Below are 18,734 nucleotides of genomic sequence, written 5' to 3' on the forward strand. Positions count from 1 at the left end.
TTTCCCCAGAGTTGCCAAGATTCTTCCGGAGCGCCGAATTCGGAGAGTGATCATTACTCCCGGGTAAGGCGCGAATCCGCTCGCGATCAATCGCCGAATGCGCGCGGGGTGAATCAAAGGCGCGATCACTGAGCGCGATCGCGAACAGGAGTGCGATCGGGGAAAGCGGTGCGGGCGGGGAGCGGCTGCCTCCGCCGCTCCCCGCGCGATCAGCTCCCGGCCGCGACCGGGGCGTCGGGGGAGTGCAGCAGCCGGGCCACGTGGCTGCGCAGCCGCACGAACTCCGCGGAGGCCCGGGTGCCGATCTGATCCCGCTGATCGCCCAGCGGCACGTCCAGTTCGGACACCACGGTCGCGGGGGACTTCGAGAGCACCAGCACCCGGTCGCCGAGGTAGATGCTCTCGTCGATGTCGTGCGTGACCAGGAGGATCGTGCTGCCGTACTCCCGGCGCACCGACAGCAGCAGGTCCTCCAGCTCGAACCGCGTCTGGGCGTCCACCGAGGCGAACGGCTCGTCCATCAGCAGCAGCGCGGGCCGGGTGGCCAGCGCGCGGGCGATCGCCACCCGCTGCTGCATCCCGCCGGAGAGCTGCCACGGGTACTTCTTCGCCGCATCGGAGAGCCCCACCCAGGCCAGCGCCTCCTCGGCGCGCTCCCGGCGGTTCACCGAGCGCGTGCGCAACGGGAACTCCACGTTGCCGCGCACCGTCATCCACGGGAACAGCGAGCGGCTGTAGTCCTGGAACACCACGGCCAGGTCCTCGGGGACCCCGTCGATCTCGGTGCCGTGCAGCTCCACCCGGCCCGCGGTGGGCTTCTGCAGACCGGCGACCAGTCGCAGCAGCGTGGACTTGCCGCAGCCCGAGGGGCCGACGATGCAGGTCAGCTCACCGGAGCGGACGGTGAAGCCCAGCTCGTCGATGGCGACGTGCCGCTGCTTGCCGGGGTAGGTGTGCCCGAGCCCGGTGACTTCCAGCATGGTGCTCACGGGTCATCCTTTCGCTTGAGCGGGCTGGTCGGAGCGTTGTTGCCAGCTCAGCGCGCGCCGCTGCACCGCGAGCAGGCCGGTGTTGAGCAGGTAGCCCAGCAGGGCCAGCAGCACGATCCCGGCCCACAGGTCGGGGAACTCGAACTGCTGCTGCGCGTAGACGAGCTGGAAGCCGAGGCCGCTGCTGGCGCCCACCATCTCGGAGACCACCATCAGGATCAGCGCCTGCGAGAGGCTGACCCGGAGCCCGGCGAAGATCTTCGGCGCGGCCGCGGGCAGCACGATCCGCGTCCACCAGTCCAGCCGCCCGATCCCGAACGCCCGCGCGGTCTGCTCCTTGACCGCGTCCACCGAGGCCGCGCCGTCGGCGGTGTTGAGCACGACGGTGAACACCGTGCCGAAGACGATCGTGGCCAGCTGCATCGGCGTGCCCAGGCTGAACAGCACCAGGAACAGCGGCACCAGCGCCGGGGTGGGCAGCGAGCGGAAGAAGTCCAGCAGCGGCCCCACGTACTCGGTGGCCTTGCGGGAGCGCCCGAGCGCGAGACCGAGGGCCACCCCGATCACGCCCGAGATCAGCCAGCCGCCGAACAGCCGCCCGAGGCTGGGCAGCACGTCGGCGAACACCGCGTCGGTCAACCACAACCGCGCGGGCGGACCGGTCAGCCAGATCTCCCAGGCGTGCGCGGCGATCCGCGTCGGCGGGAGGAAGTACACGCTGCCCGCCAGCCGGGTGGCCAGCTCCCAGAGCGCCACCACGACGAGCAGCAGGCCCCAGCGGCCCAGGAAGTTGCGGAGCAGCGTCACAGTTCCTCCCGGCTCTCGGTCCAGCCGAACAGCCTGCGCTGAAGCTGCTGCAGCCCGGAGTTGATCAGGTAGCCGATGACGCCGACGACGACCGTGCCCGCGAGCACCAGGTCCATCTGCCCGCCGCCGCTGCTGGCCTCCAGGATGAAGGTGCCGACGCCGCGGGCACCGCCCGCGATCAGCTCCACCACCACGACGACGACCAGCGCGATCGAGGCGGAGATCCGGATGCCGGTGGCGATGAACGGCGCTGCGTGCGGCAGCGCGACGGTGAACATGGTGCGCACCTTGCTGAAGCCGAAGGACCGCGCGATGTCGGTGTAGAGCGGGTCCATCTCGTCCAGCGCGTACATCGTGTTGAACAGGATCGGCCACAGCGCGGCGTAGGTGGCCAGCGTGATCTTGGTTTCCGGGCCGGACCCGAGCAGCAGCATCAGCAGCGGGAGCAGCGCCACCGCCGGCAGCGGGCGCAGGAACTCCACCACGGTCAGGCCCGCGACCCTGGCCGGCCGGACGCTGCCCAGCAGCAGTCCCAGCGGGATCGCGATCAGCGCGGCGAGGGCCAGGGCGATGAGGAAGGTCAGGACGGTCGCGGTGGTGTCGAGCGCGAACTCCGAGTCGGTGCCGAGCAGCTCGACGACGCGCGGTCCGACCGCCGAGGGCGGCGGGACGAAGCGGGCGTCGAGCAGCCCGATCGCGCAGCAGAGCTCCCAGATCACCAGCAGGCCGGCCAGCCCGGCCAGTCCTCGAGCGAGGCGGGCCACCGTCAGCTCCCTTCCGCTGGCGCGCCGGGTGCGCGCGGCGAGTCGGGGTCGCGGCCGGAGGTGTTGCGCATCCTGACTGTCTCCTCCTCTGGCGGAGCGGTTTCCCGGGCTTTCGGAGGCCGGTCGGCAGGTGGTCGCACCGAGTGCTGCGAACGGCCCACACCGCTGCCGACGTCGCAGTTCAGCGGGATGATGATCACCCAGGCGACGGGGGCGGCGAGCTCGGCTCTAAGGTGCTTCCAGTACTTGTCGGACGGTTGCTCGAAGTGGTCGTCATCGACCCGGGGCTCGCGAAGCCGCGAAGCCGGTCGTGAGCCTAGGCGATAGCCCGAACGGGTAGCAGGTCGGGCGTTTCGGCTAGCGGAACGCAAGACGACCACGGGGAGTGATGGGCTAAGCCAGTGCTGTCGATCCTCCTCTTTGGAGTGACAGCGGCGGTCGATACGTTACCTTCCGTGGCCTTACCCACTTCCCCGTCGACGGTCGTCGCAAGTACCCTGTGCTGCGCTGGAACGCGCAGCGTCCCGGTACCGTCGCGATAGGTGCCGGTGCATCGTCCGCGTCGAGCTTCGGTCCGCTGAGCTGCGGGTTCGGACCCGGACGCGGTGCAAGTGTAGATTTTTCGTGAGCGGTGCGAGCCTCCGCTGCTGTCGAAAGAGGAAGCCTGGAGTGGCCCGAGGAGACACAGGTCGCGAGCGCCTGAGCAGCACGGAACAGGCGGACGCCGGTATCCACCACATGGGCGAGGCGCTCGGCACCGAAGGTCAGACGCTCGGCACCGATGGTCGCGGCGCCTCGCTGGGTTCAGCGCAGGCGCGGAACACCGAGGACCGCGGTCCCGGCGACTGGCGGCTGAGCAACTGGCGACTGCGCACCAAGCTGCTGGCGGTCCTGCTGATCCCGCTCGTGAGCGCCATCGTGTTCGGTGGCCTGCACGTCTACGACGGGTTCCGCGACGCCAGCCTGCTCGACCAGACCCATCAGCAGGTCCACCTGGAGAAGTCGGCCGACGACCTGACCCACGCGCTGCAGCGCGAGCGCGACCTGGCGGTCTCGTACGTCGCGTCCGGCCGTTCCGGCAACCGGGACCAGCTGGACGACGCCCGCGGGATCGTCGACACCGAGCTGAACGACTTCGGCAGGCTGATCCGCGAGAACGACCCGGAGATCGCCTCCCAGTACCGCATCGAAGCGGACAACCTGCGCAACCGGCTGGTCAGCCTCCGCGACTCGGTGGACAACACCCAGTACCCGCCGGAAGGCGTGCTGCGGACCTACAGCCAGAGCATCGACGCGCTGCTCGACCTCGGGCAGCAGGGGGTCAGCAACATCGGGGACTCGACCCTGCTGCGCCTGACGCTGGCGACCAACGCCGTCGCCGACGCGCAGGAGGCCGCCTCGCTGCGCGCCGCGCTGCTCAACGACGCGATCCGCGCCGGGTCGTTCCGCACCGACCAGAACCGCGAGCTGCTCGCGGCCGAGGCGCGGATCCAGACCGCGGTGAGCGACTTCAACGCCGTCGCCACCGAGCGGCAGCAGCAGCTCTACCGGGACACCGTCACCGGCCCCGACGTCGACCGCGCGAACAGCATGTCGCAGAGCGCGCTGGCCTTCGACAGCGCCGAGCAGTCGCTGTCCGGGCTGAACCCGCAGGAGTGGGACGAGGTCTCGAACAAGAGCGTCGACCTGATCGACCAGGTCGGCGGCCAGCTGCACGCCGGGCTGGAGACGGCGGCCAGCGACGCGGCTTCGAGCGCGCAGCAGCGCACCATCGCGATCAGCGTCGCCACCCTGCTGGCCCTGGTCGTCGCGCTGGCGGTCGCGCTGATCGTCGCCCGCTCGCTGCTGGGCTCGCTGCGCACCCTGCGCCGCTCCGCCCTGGAGGTCGCCGACCGCGGCCTGCCGGACGCGGTCCGCGCGATCCTGAACGACTCCGGTCCGGGCGCGGGTTCGCTCGCCCACGTCGAGCCGATCCCGGTCCACAGCCGGGAGGAGATCGGCAAGGTCGCCCGCTCGTTCGACGCGGTGCACTCCCAGGCGTTGCGCTTGGCCTCCGAGCAGGCGCTGCTGCGGAACAACGTCAACGACCTCTTCGTCAACCTGGCCCGCCGCAGTCAGACCCTGGTGCAGCGGCAGCTGTCGCTGATCGACCGGCTGGAGCAGGACGAGCAGGACCCGGACCAGCTCTCCAGCCTGTTCGAGCTGGACCACCTGGCGACCCGCATGCGCCGGAACAACGAGAACCTGCTGATCCTCGGCGGCACCGACCTCACCCGCCGGATGATGCAGCCCGTGGCGCTGACCGAGGTCGTCGGCGCCGCCGTGTCCGAGGTGGAGCAGTACACCCGGGTCTCGGTCGCCGACTCCCCGGAGCTGGGCATCCAGGGCCGCGTGGTCAACGACTTCGTGCACCTGGTCGCCGAGCTGCTGGAGAACGCGACCGTGTTCTCCAACCCGGACACCGAGGTCACGGTCCGCACCGCCTACCGCAGGCAGGAACTGGTGCTGGAGATCCGGGACCGCGGCGTGGGCATCGACGCGGCCGAGCTCGGCGAGATCAACGAGCGGCTCACCCGGCCGCCGGAGATCGACGTCGCGGTCTCCCGCCGGATGGGCCTCTACGTGGTCGGGCAGCTGGCCCGCCGCCACGACATCCGGGTCGACCTGCGCAACAACGGTGACCTGGAAGGCGGGGTGACCGCCAGCGTCCGGCTCTCCGGCGAACTCGTCGTGCAGCTGACGCCGGACGGCCCGCGCCCGATGCCCGACGTGCAGCGGGTCTCCGCGGACGACCGCGAATCCTCCGACACCGGCACCCACCTCGGCCTGGCCGCGGCCTTCGGCGGTTCCGCCGCGAGCGGCCGCCCGACGGACTCGTCCACCCAGCTCACCCCGATCGAACCGGCGCCGGAACCCAGCGCGACGGGATCTCAGGTGCCGGTGAGCACCAACGGGCACGGCGGCATCGAGAAGACCCACGTCTCGCCGCTGTGGATCACCGAGGACGACGAGCCGGCCTTCGAGATCCCCGCACCGGCAGCGGCCGAGCAGCCGGAGCCGGAACCGGCTCCCGCCGCCGCCCAGCACCCGGAGGTCGAGCAGCAGCACGTCGAGTGGCAGGACACCGCCTCCGACGAGCTGGACGACGACCTCCCCGCGGACTACTCGTTCCGCGTGGCCGAGGGCAATTCCTTCGGCGTGACCGACGTGCCGCGCTGGCACACCGCGGAGCAGGCCGCCATCCGGGCGGACGCCGAACCACCGACCGCGCGTCCCGCCGCCCCCGAGCAGCCCGCCGAGGTGTGGCCGGAGGAACCCGAGCAGGACTCGGGCTTCGAGGGCCAGTGCGCCACCCCGCCCGGCTGGGATGAGCCGCAGCTCGGCGAGGACGTGACCACCAGCTTCGGCCGGGTCGGCGGCGCGCCGCAGGACCTGTTCCACAGCCCGTACGAGGCGGAGAAGACCCAGCAGTTCACCCCGCCGTCCGCCGGCTTCGACTGGGAGGCCGGCAACGGGGAGGCCGGGAACGACGGCGGGAGCGACAGCGGCGGGTCCGACCTGGACACCACCGCGGTGCAGCCCGCCAGCACCCCGCCGCCGCTGGGCTACGCCCACCAGAACCGCCGCGAGGGCGACGACGCCCCGACCGAGCGGCTGCCGATCTACGAGGCGGTGCTCTCGCAGTGGTTCCGGGAGGGCAGCGACCAGCCCACGCCGGAGGCCACCGCGCCCAGCGCAGGCTCGCTCAAGCTGGATTCCCCCGAGGCCGAGCCGGAGGCCCCCTCCGGACGCCGGGCCCTGCGGGAACCGGACGCGGGTTCCGGTTCCGGCGAACCGACCAGCGCGCTGCCAGCCGTCCCGGCCGAGGAACCGGACCGCCCGAACGACGGGGGGCACATCCTGGCCGGTCCGCCGCCGGATCCGGGCTGGGGTTCCGCGGACGTGGGTTGGCAGGCCGCCGAAGCACTCGTGGCACAAACCCGCCAAACCCAGGAGACCACCGCGGCGGGGCTGCCCAAGCGGGTTCCGAAGTCGAACCTGGTCCCGGGCTCCGCCGCCCCGCGGGCGCAGACCCCGATGCCGGTGAAACCCGCCACGCCGCGGTCGGCCGATGCCGTCCGCGGGCGGATGTCGAACTTCCAGAGCGGCGTCCGGCGTGGTAGGCACGCAAAGGCAGAACCAGTCTCGACCGAACCGCCCCGCTCGATCCAGAGCCGTCCCGAGGAGCAGGAGTGACCGGGTCCGTCCAGCAACCCATGAGCCAGAACAGCTTCAGTTGGCTGATCACCGATTTCGTGCGCCGGGTCCCCGGCGTCGCGCACTCCGTCGTGGTCTCCGCGGACGGCCTGCTGCTGGCCGGTTCGCAGGGGCTGCCGCGGGACCGCGCCGAACAGCTGTCCGCGGTCGCGTCCGGCCTCGTCAGCCTCACGCAGGGCGCAGCGCGCTGCTTCGAGGCCGGCGACGTCACGCAGACCGTGGTCGAGATGGAGCAGGGCTACCTGTTCCTGATGTCCATCAGCGACGGGTCCTGCCTGGCGGTGTTGGCGGCTCCGAACGCCGACATCGGCCTGGTGGCCTACGAGATGACCCTGCTCGTGGAGCGGGTCGGCAAGCAGCTCACGCCGGAACTGCGCGCGCAGCTGCAGGGCATGGTCCGGCGATGACGTTCGCCGTGCCGTTCGAGTCGGCGACGTGTGAGGGGGATTCGTCATGAACTCCGGTCCCGATCCGAACTGGGACGGTGACCTGTTCCGGACGTACAACCGCCGCGGCGGTGCCGACTCGTGGCAGGACGACTTCGTGGACGAGCCGCGCGGAGGGCAGCCGGACCCGTGGTCCGGTTCGGGCTCCTCCGACTACAGCCGCGCGCTCTTCGGCGGGCCGGGGGCCGACCTGTTCGGCTCCGGGATGTCGTCGTCCTCGATGCCCTCGGTGTCGTCCGGCTCCGTGCCGGGCACGCCCGACCAGGGCTCGCCGCTCGACCTGCCCTACGGCCACAGCTCGCCCGGTGCGAGCGGTCAGGGCAGGCAGTCCTCCGGCTGGGATTCCCAGAGCGGCGGTTCCCGCGGGCAGGGGCGCTCGGACGGCGGACCGCCGTCCGGCTCGATGCCGTCCCTGTCCCAGTCGATGCCGCCCGTGTCGCAGTCGCTGCCGTCGATCTCCGGATCGATGCCCGCGATCCCCGGTGGTGCACGTGATCACGGGGAGATGCAGGACACGGGCTCGTTGGTGCGACCCTATGCCCGAACGAGGGGCCGCACGCGGACCGATTATGATCTTGCTATCGAGACGCTGGTCTCCACCAGCGAGCGTGGCCGGGGGCAACGCAACCCGGCGACGCCGGAGCACCGCTCGATTTGCGGGCTCTGCGTGGAGGCCCGGTCGGTCGCCGAGGTCGCGGCCCACCTGCGGCTGCCCCTGGGTGTGGTGCGGGTGTTGATCGGTGACATGGCCGGACTCGGCTTGGTCCTCATCCACGAGAACGGAATGGTCGTGGGAGACGGACCGTCGATGGAATTCTTGGAGAGGGTGCTCAGTGGCCTCCGGAAGCTCTGATCCCCGGACGATCATGAACAATCAAAGCAGCGGCAAGACCTCGACCAAGATCGTCGTCGCCGGCGGTTTCGGGGTCGGCAAGACGACCTTCGTCGGCTCGGTCTCCGAGATCATGCCGCTCACGACCGAAGCCGTGATGACCGAGGCGAGCGTGGGGGTCGACGACCTCTCCGCGACGCCGGGGAAGGTCACCACCACGGTCGCGATGGACTTCGGCCGGGTGTCGCTGGATTCGGACCTGATCCTGTACCTGTTCGGCACGCCCGGGCAGCACCGGTTCTGGTTCATGTGGGACGACCTCGTGCGCGGCGCCATCGGCGCCATCGTGCTGGTCGACACCCGGCGGCTGGCGGACGCCTTCGCGTCCATCGACTTCTTCGACGACCGGCAGCTGCCGTACGTGGTCGCGGTCAACACCTTCGACGGCATGCTCCACCACAACATGGAGGACGTGCGCGAGGCGCTGACCATCGACAAGTCGGTGCCGATGATCTCCTGCGACGCCCGCAACCGGCAGTCGACCAAGCAGGCGCTCATCACGCTCGTCGAGCACGCGATGCGCCAGCGGCTCGCCATGCCGGCCCCGAAGACCCAGGCCAAGGGCTGACCGGAGCGCGGAACGCGGTCCCCACCGGGTGACCGCGTTCTCCGCGCACCGACCCCGCGATCTCGCGCGAAATCGCCACGCCCCGCGCCCGTCCCGGAGCCTGGCGCTCCCGTCCGAAGCCCGGGGCTCCCGCTCCGGCGCTCCCGGTCCGGCGCTCCCGGTCCGGGGCCCGGACATCCGGCGCTCCTGCTCCCAGGCGGCCGGTGCGCCCGCACCTCCGCCCGCACCCGGCGCCCCGGCCCGCGATTTCGCGCGAAATCTCCCCGCCCGCACCGGCGCCCCCGCGCGCCGTGATTTCGCGCGAAATCTCCCCTCGCACCCGTGCCGCGGTCCTCGCGCGTCGCGATTTCTCGCGAAATCGCGGTCCGTCCGCGCCGCGGGCCTCGCCCGTCGCCTGCCCGCCCACCGCGCACGGCTCCCGACGCCTCCCACGGTCACGCGCCCCGGGCGCGAGCCCGGGAGATTTCTCGCGAAATCGCGTCCAGGGGGGCCGGGGCGGGGAGATTTCTCGCGAAATCGCGGGGTGTGGTGGGGAGCGGGTGGAGATTTCGCGGGAAATCGGGCGTCAGTCCTCGACGACGGCGACCGAGGTGATGCGGTGGAGGGGGTAGCGGCCTGGTTCACCGCTGCCGTGGTCGATGCCCTGCAGGACGCCGCCGCCGACGCTGATCGGCTGCACGACGACCTGGCTGGCGATGCCGTTGGAGTTGACGAACCCGAGCCACACGCGGCGCTCCTCGTTCGCGGCGTTGCGCAGCAGCTGGAGCGTCGCCTCCGCGCTGGGACGGCCCCGCTCGGGCCGCATCGCGCTGCCCCGCCGCGCCGAGCCCGCCCGGTCGCCGGAGCGCAGCTGCGACACGAGCTCCGCGAGCTGCTGGTCCCCGGGCGGAGCGGGCAGCGCCACCTGCTGCGCGGACCGGGCCCGGCCGCGCACCCGGTGCCCCTGGGAGCGCAGGTCGAGCACCTGCCCGTCGGGTCCCTCGGCCGCGGGCGCGAATCCCGCCCCGCGCAGCGCGTCGAGCACGTCGACCAGCGGCAGCGGGCTGACGAGCACGGTCGGCGCGATCCGCCGCAGTTGCAGCTCGGCGGCCCCGGGACTGGCCAGCACCTCCGCCAGCAGCACCGGATCGTCGCAGCGGAGGAAGGCCGAGGCGGTTCCGGCGCGGAGCCGGCCGTGCCGCCGGGCCACGTCGTCGATCAGGTACGTGAGGCCCTGGGGCACCGGAGTGCGGGAGCGGTCCCGGAACAGGGCGTGCAGCTCGTCGGCGTCTCGCCCCGCGTCGAGCGCGCGGCGCACGCTGCCCTCGCTGATCCGGTAGACGGTGGCGCTGCCCGCGGATTCGACGTCGGCGACGAGGTTCATGTCGGCGGCGAGGTCCGGTTCCAGCCTGCCGGGGGCGATCACGGTGAGGTCGGCCTGCACGAGCACGTGATCCAGCGGTTCCGGCAGCGCCGACGCGAGCACCTGCGCGGCCGCGGCAGCCTCGTCGAACAGCACCGCCCGGCCCGCGCCGGAGAGCGCGCCGAGCGCGACGATGCCGAGGGCCGTGGCCTCGCGCAGCGTCCAGCGCACCAGGTCGTCGCGCAGCCGTCCGCCGCGCCGGGGCGCTCGCCAGGCCAGCACCGCGGCCACGTCCTCGGCGCCGCGCACCCCGTGCCCGGCGGGGAGCTCGTCGAGCAGGCCGAGGACGCGCAGCCGGTCGCGCGGCGCCAGCGGACGGCGCAGTTCCTCGGAGAGCGGTCCGAGCAGCCGCTCCTTCTCGTCCCGCGCCCCGATGAGCCCGATCAGCCGGGGCAGCTCCAGCCAGCCCTTCGCCAGCGGGGCCCAGCGCTGCTCGGGCCCGGTGGCCAGCCAGGTGTCGGCGGCGTAGGTGAGGCTCCAGCGCGGTTCCTCGCCCTCGGTCGCCGCGATGAGGTTCGCGGCCACGGCGAGCTCCACGAGCAGCCCGATCCGGGTCTCGTCGACCTCCAGCTCCTTGGCGGCGCGGCGCACGTCGCGCACCCCGATGCCGCCGGAGCGCAGCACGTCCGGCGGGTCCTCGCTCCACAGGTGCAGCAGGGATTCCAGGTGGCGCAGCAGTTCGAGCACCTCGCCCGCCGCGGTCGAGTCCACGGTGGACTGGTCGTGCTCGACGAGGTCGAGCAGCGGTTCCTCCGGACGGACCGGGCCCATCGGGTGCTCGCCGCGCAGGGCGAGCGCGAGCTGCCGCGGCAGCTCGACGGTTTCGGCGTCGCGGCGCAGCAGCAGGCCCCTCGCGAGCAGCCGCTGCACCGGGGTGGCGGCCTCCTCGGCGGTGATCCCGCGCCCGGCGTCCTTGGTGCGGCCGATGGGTTTGCCCCCGGCGAGCTTGCCGACGAGCTCGCGCTCCTGCTCGTCGAGCCCGGCGAGCGCGGTGCGCGCCGCGTCGTCGGTGAGGTCCTCGGCGGGGCGGCCGAGCCCGGCGGGGAATGCGGGCAGCGCGTCCCGCGCGGTGGGCACGACGGCCAGTTCCTCGTCCTCGCCCCAGACCAGCGCCCGGCGGCGCAGTTCCTCGACGGTGCGCCGGACGCGCTGCGGGGTGACCTCGGTGCCGAGCATCGCGGCCACGTCGGCGAGTCCCACGGGCGCGGCGTCGGCGTCGAGCAGCACCAGCGCCTCCAACGTGGACAGGGCGAAGGCGTCGAGGTCCTCGCAGGCCCTGGCCACCGAGGAGCGGACTCCCGCCCTGGTCGCCAGCACGGAGGTGTCCGCGGGCGGGGGAGTGGCCAGATCGGGTCGCGCGCGCAGCAGGGACACCAGGTCCTCGTCGCCGCGTGCGCGCAGGGAGTCCGCGAGTGAAGCCATCCCGGCCACGATACCGAGTGCGGCCCGCGCACCTGCGCGGATCGTGCGCGATCCGGTACCGGGCGCGGTCGGCGCGGCCGCTGCCGGGGATTTCGGCAGGGCGGGGTTCGATCGGGTGCTCCGATCGGGCAAACTGGTGGTCGTACGCCCACGACGACTTTCCGGAGGATGACCGTGGCCGCTGGCAAGGCGAACAAGGACCGCATCGACCCGACGTGGCCGCACGTGGGCGACGGCGAGCACCCGGTCAGCGAGCTCGTCGCGGACAAGCAGGGCGCGCTCTCGCCGTTCGGCAACGTCACCTTCCCCTTCGACGAGGGCACCTTCCCGTACGAGCACCCCGTCACCAAGATCAACAAGTGAGCGCGGGCGAGTCCGCTCGCCACGCCGCCCGGCCCCGGAGTCCGCTCGGACCCGGGGCCGTTCTCGTTCCGGCCCGGGGCGCGTTGTCAAGGCCGACTCGTCGGTAGCGGTGCCGGATATCGATCACATCGGCGAAAGTTCTACGCTTTTTCCACACCGGGTGAAGTTCAACTGGCTTTGGCGGGCGCTGGATCTTGCTCAGCGCCGAGTCCTGTGATCAAGACCCGGCGCTCAAGTGGAAACTTCGCGTGTGACAGGGGTGCGACCAATGCCGGTTCCAGGTCCGGGTTACTCGATCACGGTCCGAGTGGAGGCGCCGCCGTCGGCCAGCGCCGCGGGCGATCTCGCCAGCGCGATCGGCAGCGCGGGGGGCGTGACCACGGCTTTCGACGTCGTGGAGTCCCACTCCGACCGGATCGTCGTGGACATCACCTGCAACGCCCGCTCGGCCGATCACGCCTCCGACATCACCGATCGCCTCGGTGAGCTGCCCGGGGTGAAGGTCCGCAAGATCTCGGACCGAACCTTCCTGGTCCACCTCGGCGGCAAGATCGAGGTCAGCTCCCGGGTGGCGCTGGCCAACCGCGACGACCTCTCCCGCGCCTACACCCCGGGCGTGGCCCGGGTGTGCACCGCGATCGCGGAGAACCCCGAGGACGCGCGGCGGCTGACCATCAAGCGCAACTCGGTCGCCGTGGTCACCGACGGTTCCGCGGTCCTCGGCCTCGGCAACATCGGTCCGGCCGGGGCGCTGCCGGTGATGGAGGGCAAGGCGGCGCTGTTCAAGAAGTTCGCGGGCGTCAACGCCTGGCCGGTCTGCCTGGACACCCAGGACACCGAGGAGATCATCCGGACGGTCGAGCTGATCGCCCCCGTGTACGGCGGCATCAACCTGGAGGACATCGCCGCGCCGCGCTGCTTCGAGATCGAGGCCCGGTTGCGGGAGAAGCTGGACATCCCGGTGTTCCACGACGATCAGCACGGCACCGCCATCGTGGTGCTCGGCGCGCTGCGCAACGCGCTGCGGGTGGTCGGCAAGGACATCGAGAACTGCCGCATCGTGGTCTGCGGCGTGGGCGCGGCCGGCTCGGCGATCATCCGGCTGCTGCAGCACAAGTCCCCCGCGGACATCATCGCCGTGGACATCGACGGCATCGTGCACAGCGGGCGCGGGGACGAGGACCCGAACCTGCGCTCCATCGCCGCGGGCACCAACGCGGACGGCCGCACCGGCAGCCTCTCCGACGCGGTCGCGGGCGCCGACGTGTTCATCGGCGTCTCGGCGCCGAACCTGCTCAGCGCCGACGACGTGGCCACCATGAACGAGGACGCGATCGTGTTCGCGCTGGCCAACCCGGACCCGGAGATCGACCCGCTGGAGGCCCAGCAGCACGCGAAGGTCGTCGCCACCGGGCGCAGCGACTACCCGAACCAGATCAACAACGTGCTCGCGTTCCCCGGCTTCTTCCGCGGTCTGCTCGACGCGCACGCGCACGAGATCACCGACGAGATGATGATCGCGGCTTCCAACGCGATCGCCGACGTGGTCGACGGCGAGGAGCGGGTGAACCCGTCGTTCATCGTGCCCAGCGTCTTCGACACCAGCGTGGCTCCGGCCGTCGCGGAGGCCGTCCGCAAGGCGGTCGTCGCCAGCCGCACCGAGGAGCCCGCGGCGGGCGGCTCCTCGATGCCGTGGTCCATGGCCGAAGACTTCGACTGCTGAGCCCCGCCCGGGACCTGCCCCGTCCCGGCGGGGTGGTCCCGGGCTCTAAGGTCTGCGGGTATGGCGCAGGACGAGCTCACGCACGTGGACGAGTCGGGGGCGGCTCGCATGGTCGACGTCTCCGAGAAGCAGGTCAGCGCGCGCACCGCGGTGGCCACCGGTGTCGTGCGCACGACACCGGAGGTCCTCGCGCTGGTGCGCCGGGACGGGCTTCCCAAGGGCGACGCGCTGGCCACCGCGCGGATCGCGGGGATCATGGCGGCGAAGCGGACCCCGGACCTCGTCCCGCTGTGCCACCCGATCGCGCTGTCCGGGGTGAAGGTGCAGCTGGACCTCGGCGAGTCCGAGGTGCGGATCACCGCGACCGTGCGCACCACCGACCGCACCGGCGTCGAGATGGAGGCGCTCACCGCCGTCACCGGCGCCGGGCTCGCGCTGCACGACATGATCAAGGCCGTGGATCCGGCGGCGGTGCTCGACGCGGTGCGCGTGGAGCGCAAGGAGGGCGGCAAGACCGGCACCTGGGTCCGCGAGGACTGATCGGCGGGGCGGGCGCGTCGGCTCGTACGCTGGAGCCCAGCGCGGTGGCGCGCCCAGCCGCGGCCCCCGCTGGATGGCCGGTTCCGGCCGCGTCCCGTCCCGATCGCAAGGAGCTCCGCCCATGTCCCGCACCGCTCGCGTCGTGGCCGCGTCGAACCGCGCCGCCGCAGGCGTGTACGCCGACCGCACCGGACCGGCCATCGTCGAGTGGCTGCGCGAACGCGGGTTCGAGGTGGGCGACCCGCTGGTGGTGCCGGACGGTGAGCCCGTCGCCCGCGCGCTGCGGGACGCGGTGGCCGCCGAGGTCGCGGTGGTGATCACCACCGGCGGCACCGGGATCAACCCCACCGACCGCACCCCCGAGGCGACCGCCGAGGTGCTGGACCACGAGATCCCCGGGCTGGCCGACGCGGTGCGCGCGGCGGGGCTGCCGGAGGTGCCCACGGCGGTGCTCTCCCGGGGGCGCGCCGGGGTGAGCGGCCAGACCTTGATCGTCAATCTGCCGGGCTCGCGCGGCGGGGTCGCCGACGGGCTCGGCGTCCTGGACGGGGTGCTCGACCACGCCCTCGACCAGTTGCGCGGCGGGGACCACGCGCCGGGCGGCGGGGTGGCCCCGGCAGCCGGGAGCGCCTCGGCCGCCGCGCCGGTGCTGCTGGCCGAGGTCGTGGACCGGCCGCTGGTGGTCGAGGAGCTGGCCTCCCTCGTGGAGCACCGGGCCGCCGGCGCGGTGGTCACCTTCGGCGGCGTGGTCCGCGATCACGACGGCGGGCGCGGCGTGGTGGAGCTGGAGTACGTCGGCCATCCCAGCGCCGACGCGGTGATCCGCGAGGTCGCGGACGAGCTGGCCGGGCGTTTCGAGGGCGTGCGGGCGCTCGCGGTGGTGCACCGGGTGGGCCTGCTCGGCATCGGCGACGTGGCGCTGGCCTGCGCGGTCGCCGCCGAGCACCGCAAGGAGGCGTTCGCGGTGTGCTCGGAGCTCGTCGACGAGGTGAAGCGCCGGTTGCCGATCTGGAAGCGCCAGGTGTTCTCGGACGCCACCGAGGAATGGGTCAACTGCCCCTGAGATGGTCTCTGCGGGCGTGGCTCCCCCTGATCGCCCTCCACCGCCCGGACGCCCTTCGATCTTGCTGCTGACCCGACGCGGCCCGGAACGCACGAGACCCCTGCCGCTGGGGGAGGCGGCAGGGGTCCGGAGTGGGGAGTCGCACCGGCCCGCACGGGGGAACGGGCCGGGCGTCGACTCCGCGCCAGGTCCGGGGACCTGGCCAGGTGATCACTTGATGTCGAGCTGCTGACCCGGGAAGATCATGTTCGGGTCGCTGAGCACGTCGGTGTTGCGCTCGAAGATGTCCTGGTAGTTCACGCCGTACTGGTCGGCGATCTTGCCCAGGGTGTCCCCGGCCTGCACGGTGTAGTCCGCGCCGTTCGACTTCACGGTGGACTTCTTCGTGGTGGTCTTCGAGGTCGAGGACTTCTTCGAGGAGGACGAGCTCTCGTCGGAGGAGCTGCTCGAGCCGCCGCTGGTGCTGCCGCTGGTCCAGCCGGTCTTCGCGCTGCACGCGGGCCAGGCGCCGGGGCCCTGCGAGGCGAGGACCTTCTCGGCGACCGCGATCTGCTCCTCGCGGCTGGCGTCCTTGGCGTTCGACGCGTACTGCGTGCCGCCGTAGGCCGCCCAGGTGGACGGGGTGAACTGGAGACCGCCGGAGAAGCCGTTGCCGGTGTTGGCGCTCCAGTTGCCGCTGCTCTCGCACTGCGCGAGCTCGTCCCAGTCGGCCGCGTTGGCGGGCGCTGCGATCGCGATCGGGGCGGCGACCACGGCGCCGGCGATGGCCAGCCGGGCGGCGTTGCGAGCGATGCCTGCGGTGGAAGGTTTGCGGTGCTTGCCTTCGTAGCGAGTCATGTCCCTCTCTCCTGCCGCGCTTGCGAGGTGAGCTGTCGGGTTCGGGCTGAGAGGCAGCCCGGCCGGCTCGGGAGCCGGCTTCACCCCTAGGGCGTTCGGGGCGCCCAGTGGTGGTTCCCCCGCCCCTGTCCGGTGTGTTCGTTCGGGGGTGGGAAGCCCGCCGGACAGGGTTCGGCGCTGCGGGCTTCCGTGGTCCTTGCTGATCGGTTCGGGGCCGACCGGAGAGCGACACTACGTAACCGATCGCCGAAGCGGAAATCTGAGCACATGTGACGCTAGTCACAGTAACGAGCGCCGAGGGGTGTTCGATCTCGATCGTTTTCGCTGATCAGAGCGTCGTTATCAAGTCGTTTCCGGGCTGAGATCGATCACCGTGGGTGAGGCGTGGCTCACCCCTTCAGGGGCCCGAAAACCGGGATCTCGGCTTCTCGCAACTCGCCGGAAACCCTGAATCGAGTCCGCTCCGAGCGTGGATCGGCGGGATTCGGCGATCACTCGCCGAGCAAAGGGTATGACGCCGAGTAGTTGTTGTTCTCGGTCAGGTGAGGCTGTCGGGGAGGCCGCGTCAATGCCGCCGGACGGGTCGAGATCGTCCCGCCGGGCGGCCCCGGAGGACGAAGCGGAGTCACTCGATCTCACGCCGGAACGTCACCCGGGGGAGCGTGTCAGACACGCCGGGGAGTGTTGTATTCGCGCACGCGCGCCTGCGCGGGCGGAGTAATGCGGACAGGACTCGATCGCCGGAGCGGTTCAGCCGCCCGCGAACGGCGGCAGCACGTCCAGCTCGTCGCCGTCGCCGACCGCGGCGGACCGGTCGCGCACCGCGAGCCCGTTCAGCAAGAAGCTGCAGGCGGGAACCACCTCGGCGAGCCGCTCGCCGTGCGCCGCCAGCACCGCGTCGATCACATCGGAGGCCCGCACCGGGCCCGGCGCGGCCGGGGCGACGGAGAGGACCTCCTCGCTCACGCCGGCCGCGGCCCGCGCCCCGGCGAAGTACCGCACCCGCACCGCCAGCGCGGCGGGAGCGCCCTCGGATCGCGCGGTCATGGCGTCAGCCCCCGATCGCGCTCATCGGCCGGGACGGCTGGGCGAAGCCCGCGTCGTCCACCCCGTGACCCGCCTTCTTGGCCCACATCGTCTCCTGCCACAGCCGCGCCAGTTCGGCGTCCCCGGCGCCGTCGCGCAGCGGTCCGCGCAGATCCGTCTCGGTCGTGGAGAACAGGCAGGAGCGCAGCTGGCCGTCCGCCGTGAGCCTGGTCCGGTCGCAGGCCGCGCAGAACGGTCGCGTCACCGAGCCGATCACGCCGACCGTGCCCGGGCCGCCGTCCACCAGCCACCGCTCGGCGGGTGCCGAACCACGCTCGGCGTCGTGCGGGGTGAGGGTGAACTCGGCGCTGAGCCGATCGAGGATCTCATCCGCGGTGATCATCTTCTCGCGGTCCCACCCGTGCTGCGGGTCGAGCGGCATCTGCTCGATGAACCGCAGCTGGTAGCCGTGCTCCAGGCAGTACCGCAGCAGGTCGCCCGCCTCGTCGTCGTTCACGCCGCGCAGCAGGACCGCGTTCACCTTCACCGGCTCCAGCCCGGTCTCCTTGGCCGCTTCGAGCCCGTCCAGGACGTCGGCGAAGCGGTCCCGGCGGGTCAGCTCGTGGAAAGTCTCGGCGCGCAGGGTGTCCAGCGAGACGTTGACCCGGTCCAGTCCGGCTTCGACCAGCGGCCCCGCGTAGCGGCGCAGGTTGATCCCGTTGGTGGTCAACGAGGTCTTCGGGTGGCCGGGCAGCGCGGAGGTGGCGGCGATGATGTCCACCAGGTCCTGCCGCAGCAGCGGTTCACCGCCGGTGAACCGCACCGCGGTCACCCCGAGCTCCTCCACCGCGATCCGGATGAGCCGGTTCATCTCGCCGGTGTCGAGCATCTCCTGCCGCTTCAGCCACGGCAGGCCCTCGGCGGGCATGCAGTAGGTGCAGCGCAGGTTGCACTTGTCGATCAAGGAGACGCGAAGGTCGGTCGCCACCCGGCCGAACCGGTCGATCAGGGCCGGAGTGTCCGGACGCGTCGAGGTGTCGGCCGTGGGGCGCACGGCCGGGATGCCCAGGTCCACTGCGGTCACCGTTCGAGCCTAACCCCGTCCGGAGGGGGATTTCGATCGCCCCGGGAGGCTTTCTCGCGCCCGCCGAGGTCCGCAGTGGACGTTGAACGAGTCGCGGATGCGCCCGCTTCGGGACTGTCTCAACCGCGCCTGCGGCAGTAATCTCGTCAACTGTGCCGCACTACCGGATTTCTGAAGCAGCCGGGCTGCTGGGTGTCAGCGACGACACCGTGCGCCGCTGGGCAGACGGCGGTCAGCTCCCCACCGGCCGGGACGGCTCCGGTCGGCTCGTGGTGGACGGGGCCGACCTCGCCGCGTTCGCCCGCGAGCAGGCGCGCGCGGTGCCCGACCCCTCGGGCGTCGGGCGCTCCGCCCGCAACCGGCTGGTCGGACTGGTCACCGAGGTCGTCTCCGACCAGGTGATGTCGCAGGTCGAGTTGCAGTGCGGTCCGCACCGGGTGGTCTCGCTGATGAGCACCGAGGCGGTGCGGGAGCTGGGCCTGGAGCCGGGAGTGCTGGCGGTGGCGGTGGTCAAGTCGACCAACGTCGTGGTGGAGACGCCGGGAGGCTGA

General features: G+C 72.0%; 16 protein-coding genes and 1 riboswitch. Of the genes, 9 read left to right on the plus strand and 7 right to left on the minus strand.

The annotated features are described in order from the left end of the window. Positions 1–209: 209 nt before the first annotated feature. From ACL03H_RS05100 to ACL03H_RS05110, 3 genes are read right to left on the minus strand one after another with little or no spacing between them, the layout of a single operon-like run. Complete coding sequence (locus ACL03H_RS05100; protein WP_412809906.1) at positions 210–989, minus strand: ABC transporter ATP-binding protein; 780 nt, start codon at positions 987–989, stop codon at positions 210–212. A gap of 3 nt (positions 990–992) precedes the next feature. Then, positions 993–1,796 carry an ABC transporter permease gene (locus tag ACL03H_RS05105; protein WP_412809907.1) on the minus strand — a complete coding sequence of 268 codons (804 nt, stop codon included), beginning with the start codon at positions 1,794–1,796 and terminating at the stop codon, positions 993–995. Further along, positions 1,793–2,560: an ABC transporter permease gene (locus tag ACL03H_RS05110; protein WP_412809908.1), complete on the minus strand. Its 768-nt coding sequence runs from the start codon at positions 2,558–2,560 to the stop codon at positions 1,793–1,795. The genes ACL03H_RS05105 and ACL03H_RS05110 overlap by 4 nt, the downstream gene beginning before the upstream one ends. Positions 2,561–3,229: 669 nt before the next feature. On the opposite strand from ACL03H_RS05110, the gene ACL03H_RS05115 reads away from it, so the two are divergent. The 4 genes from ACL03H_RS05115 to ACL03H_RS05130 are packed head-to-tail and all read left to right on the plus strand — an operon-like array spanning position 3,230 to position 8,723. Beyond that, entirely contained in the window at positions 3,230–6,796 is a 3,567-nt protein-coding gene (locus tag ACL03H_RS05115) for a sensor histidine kinase (RefSeq protein ID WP_412809909.1), read from the plus strand. A gap of 20 nt (positions 6,797–6,816) precedes the next feature. Next, the gene (locus ACL03H_RS05120; RefSeq protein ID WP_184485825.1) at positions 6,817–7,224 is read left to right on the plus strand and encodes a roadblock/LC7 domain-containing protein; all 408 of its coding nucleotides are present in this window, start codon (positions 6,817–6,819) and stop codon (positions 7,222–7,224) included. 46 nt (positions 7,225–7,270) lie between these two features. Beyond that, positions 7,271–8,116 (plus strand): DUF742 domain-containing protein, encoded by an 846-nt coding sequence (locus ACL03H_RS05125; RefSeq protein WP_412809910.1) that lies wholly within the window; start codon positions 7,271–7,273, stop codon positions 8,114–8,116. Positions 8,117–8,129: 13 nt separating this feature from the next. Beyond that, on the plus strand, positions 8,130–8,723 hold the full coding sequence (locus tag ACL03H_RS05130) for a GTP-binding protein (protein WP_412809911.1): 594 nt from the start codon (positions 8,130–8,132) through the stop codon (positions 8,721–8,723). Positions 8,724–9,288: 565 nt separating this feature from the next. Here the strand turns inward: ACL03H_RS05130 and ACL03H_RS05135 are convergent. After that, positions 9,289–11,547 carry a helicase-associated domain-containing protein gene (locus tag ACL03H_RS05135; RefSeq protein ID WP_412809912.1) on the minus strand — a complete coding sequence of 753 codons (2,259 nt, stop codon included), beginning with the start codon at positions 11,545–11,547 and terminating at the stop codon, positions 9,289–9,291. Between the two features lie 168 nt (positions 11,548–11,715). On the opposite strand from ACL03H_RS05135, the gene ACL03H_RS05140 reads away from it, so the two are divergent. From ACL03H_RS05140 to ACL03H_RS05155, 4 genes are all read left to right on the plus strand, one after another. After that, positions 11,716–11,910: a hypothetical protein gene (locus tag ACL03H_RS05140; RefSeq protein ID WP_412809913.1), complete on the plus strand. Its 195-nt coding sequence runs from the start codon at positions 11,716–11,718 to the stop codon at positions 11,908–11,910. Between the two features lie 268 nt (positions 11,911–12,178). Beyond that, positions 12,179–13,633: an NAD-dependent malic enzyme gene (locus ACL03H_RS05145; RefSeq protein ID WP_412809914.1), complete on the plus strand. Its 1,455-nt coding sequence runs from the start codon at positions 12,179–12,181 to the stop codon at positions 13,631–13,633. 60 nt (positions 13,634–13,693) lie between these two features. Next, the gene (moaC, locus tag ACL03H_RS05150; protein WP_412809915.1) at positions 13,694–14,173 is read left to right on the plus strand and encodes a cyclic pyranopterin monophosphate synthase MoaC; all 480 of its coding nucleotides are present in this window, start codon (positions 13,694–13,696) and stop codon (positions 14,171–14,173) included. A gap of 121 nt (positions 14,174–14,294) precedes the next feature. Continuing rightward, positions 14,295–15,236 (plus strand): molybdenum cofactor biosynthesis protein MoaE, encoded by a 942-nt coding sequence (locus ACL03H_RS05155; protein ID WP_412809916.1) that lies wholly within the window; start codon positions 14,295–14,297, stop codon positions 15,234–15,236. Between the two features lie 210 nt (positions 15,237–15,446). Here ACL03H_RS05155 and ACL03H_RS05160 read toward each other — a convergent pair whose 3' ends face one another. The 3 genes from ACL03H_RS05160 to moaA form a co-directional block, all read right to left on the minus strand. After that, entirely contained in the window at positions 15,447–16,073 is a 627-nt protein-coding gene (locus ACL03H_RS05160) for a transglycosylase family protein (protein WP_412809917.1), read from the minus strand. A gap of 21 nt (positions 16,074–16,094) precedes the next feature. Continuing rightward, a riboswitch (cyclic di-AMP (ydaO/yuaA leader) is annotated at positions 16,095–16,209 on the minus strand. Positions 16,210–16,823: 614 nt separating this feature from the next. After that, the gene (locus ACL03H_RS05165) at positions 16,824–17,120 is read right to left on the minus strand and encodes a MoaD/ThiS family protein (RefSeq protein WP_412809918.1); all 297 of its coding nucleotides are present in this window, start codon (positions 17,118–17,120) and stop codon (positions 16,824–16,826) included. A 4-nt stretch (positions 17,121–17,124) separates the two neighbouring features. Continuing rightward, on the minus strand, positions 17,125–18,183 hold the full coding sequence (gene moaA / locus ACL03H_RS05170) for a GTP 3',8-cyclase MoaA (protein ID WP_412809919.1): 1,059 nt from the start codon (positions 18,181–18,183) through the stop codon (positions 17,125–17,127). A gap of 152 nt (positions 18,184–18,335) precedes the next feature. Between moaA and ACL03H_RS05175 the strand changes: the two genes are divergently transcribed. Then, positions 18,336–18,734 (plus strand): TOBE domain-containing protein, encoded by a 399-nt coding sequence (locus tag ACL03H_RS05175; protein ID WP_412809920.1) that lies wholly within the window; start codon positions 18,336–18,338, stop codon positions 18,732–18,734.

The sequence above is a fragment of the Saccharopolyspora antibiotica genome (assembly GCF_047200635.1).
Classification (GTDB): Bacteria; Actinomycetota; Actinomycetes; order Mycobacteriales; family Pseudonocardiaceae; genus Saccharopolyspora_C.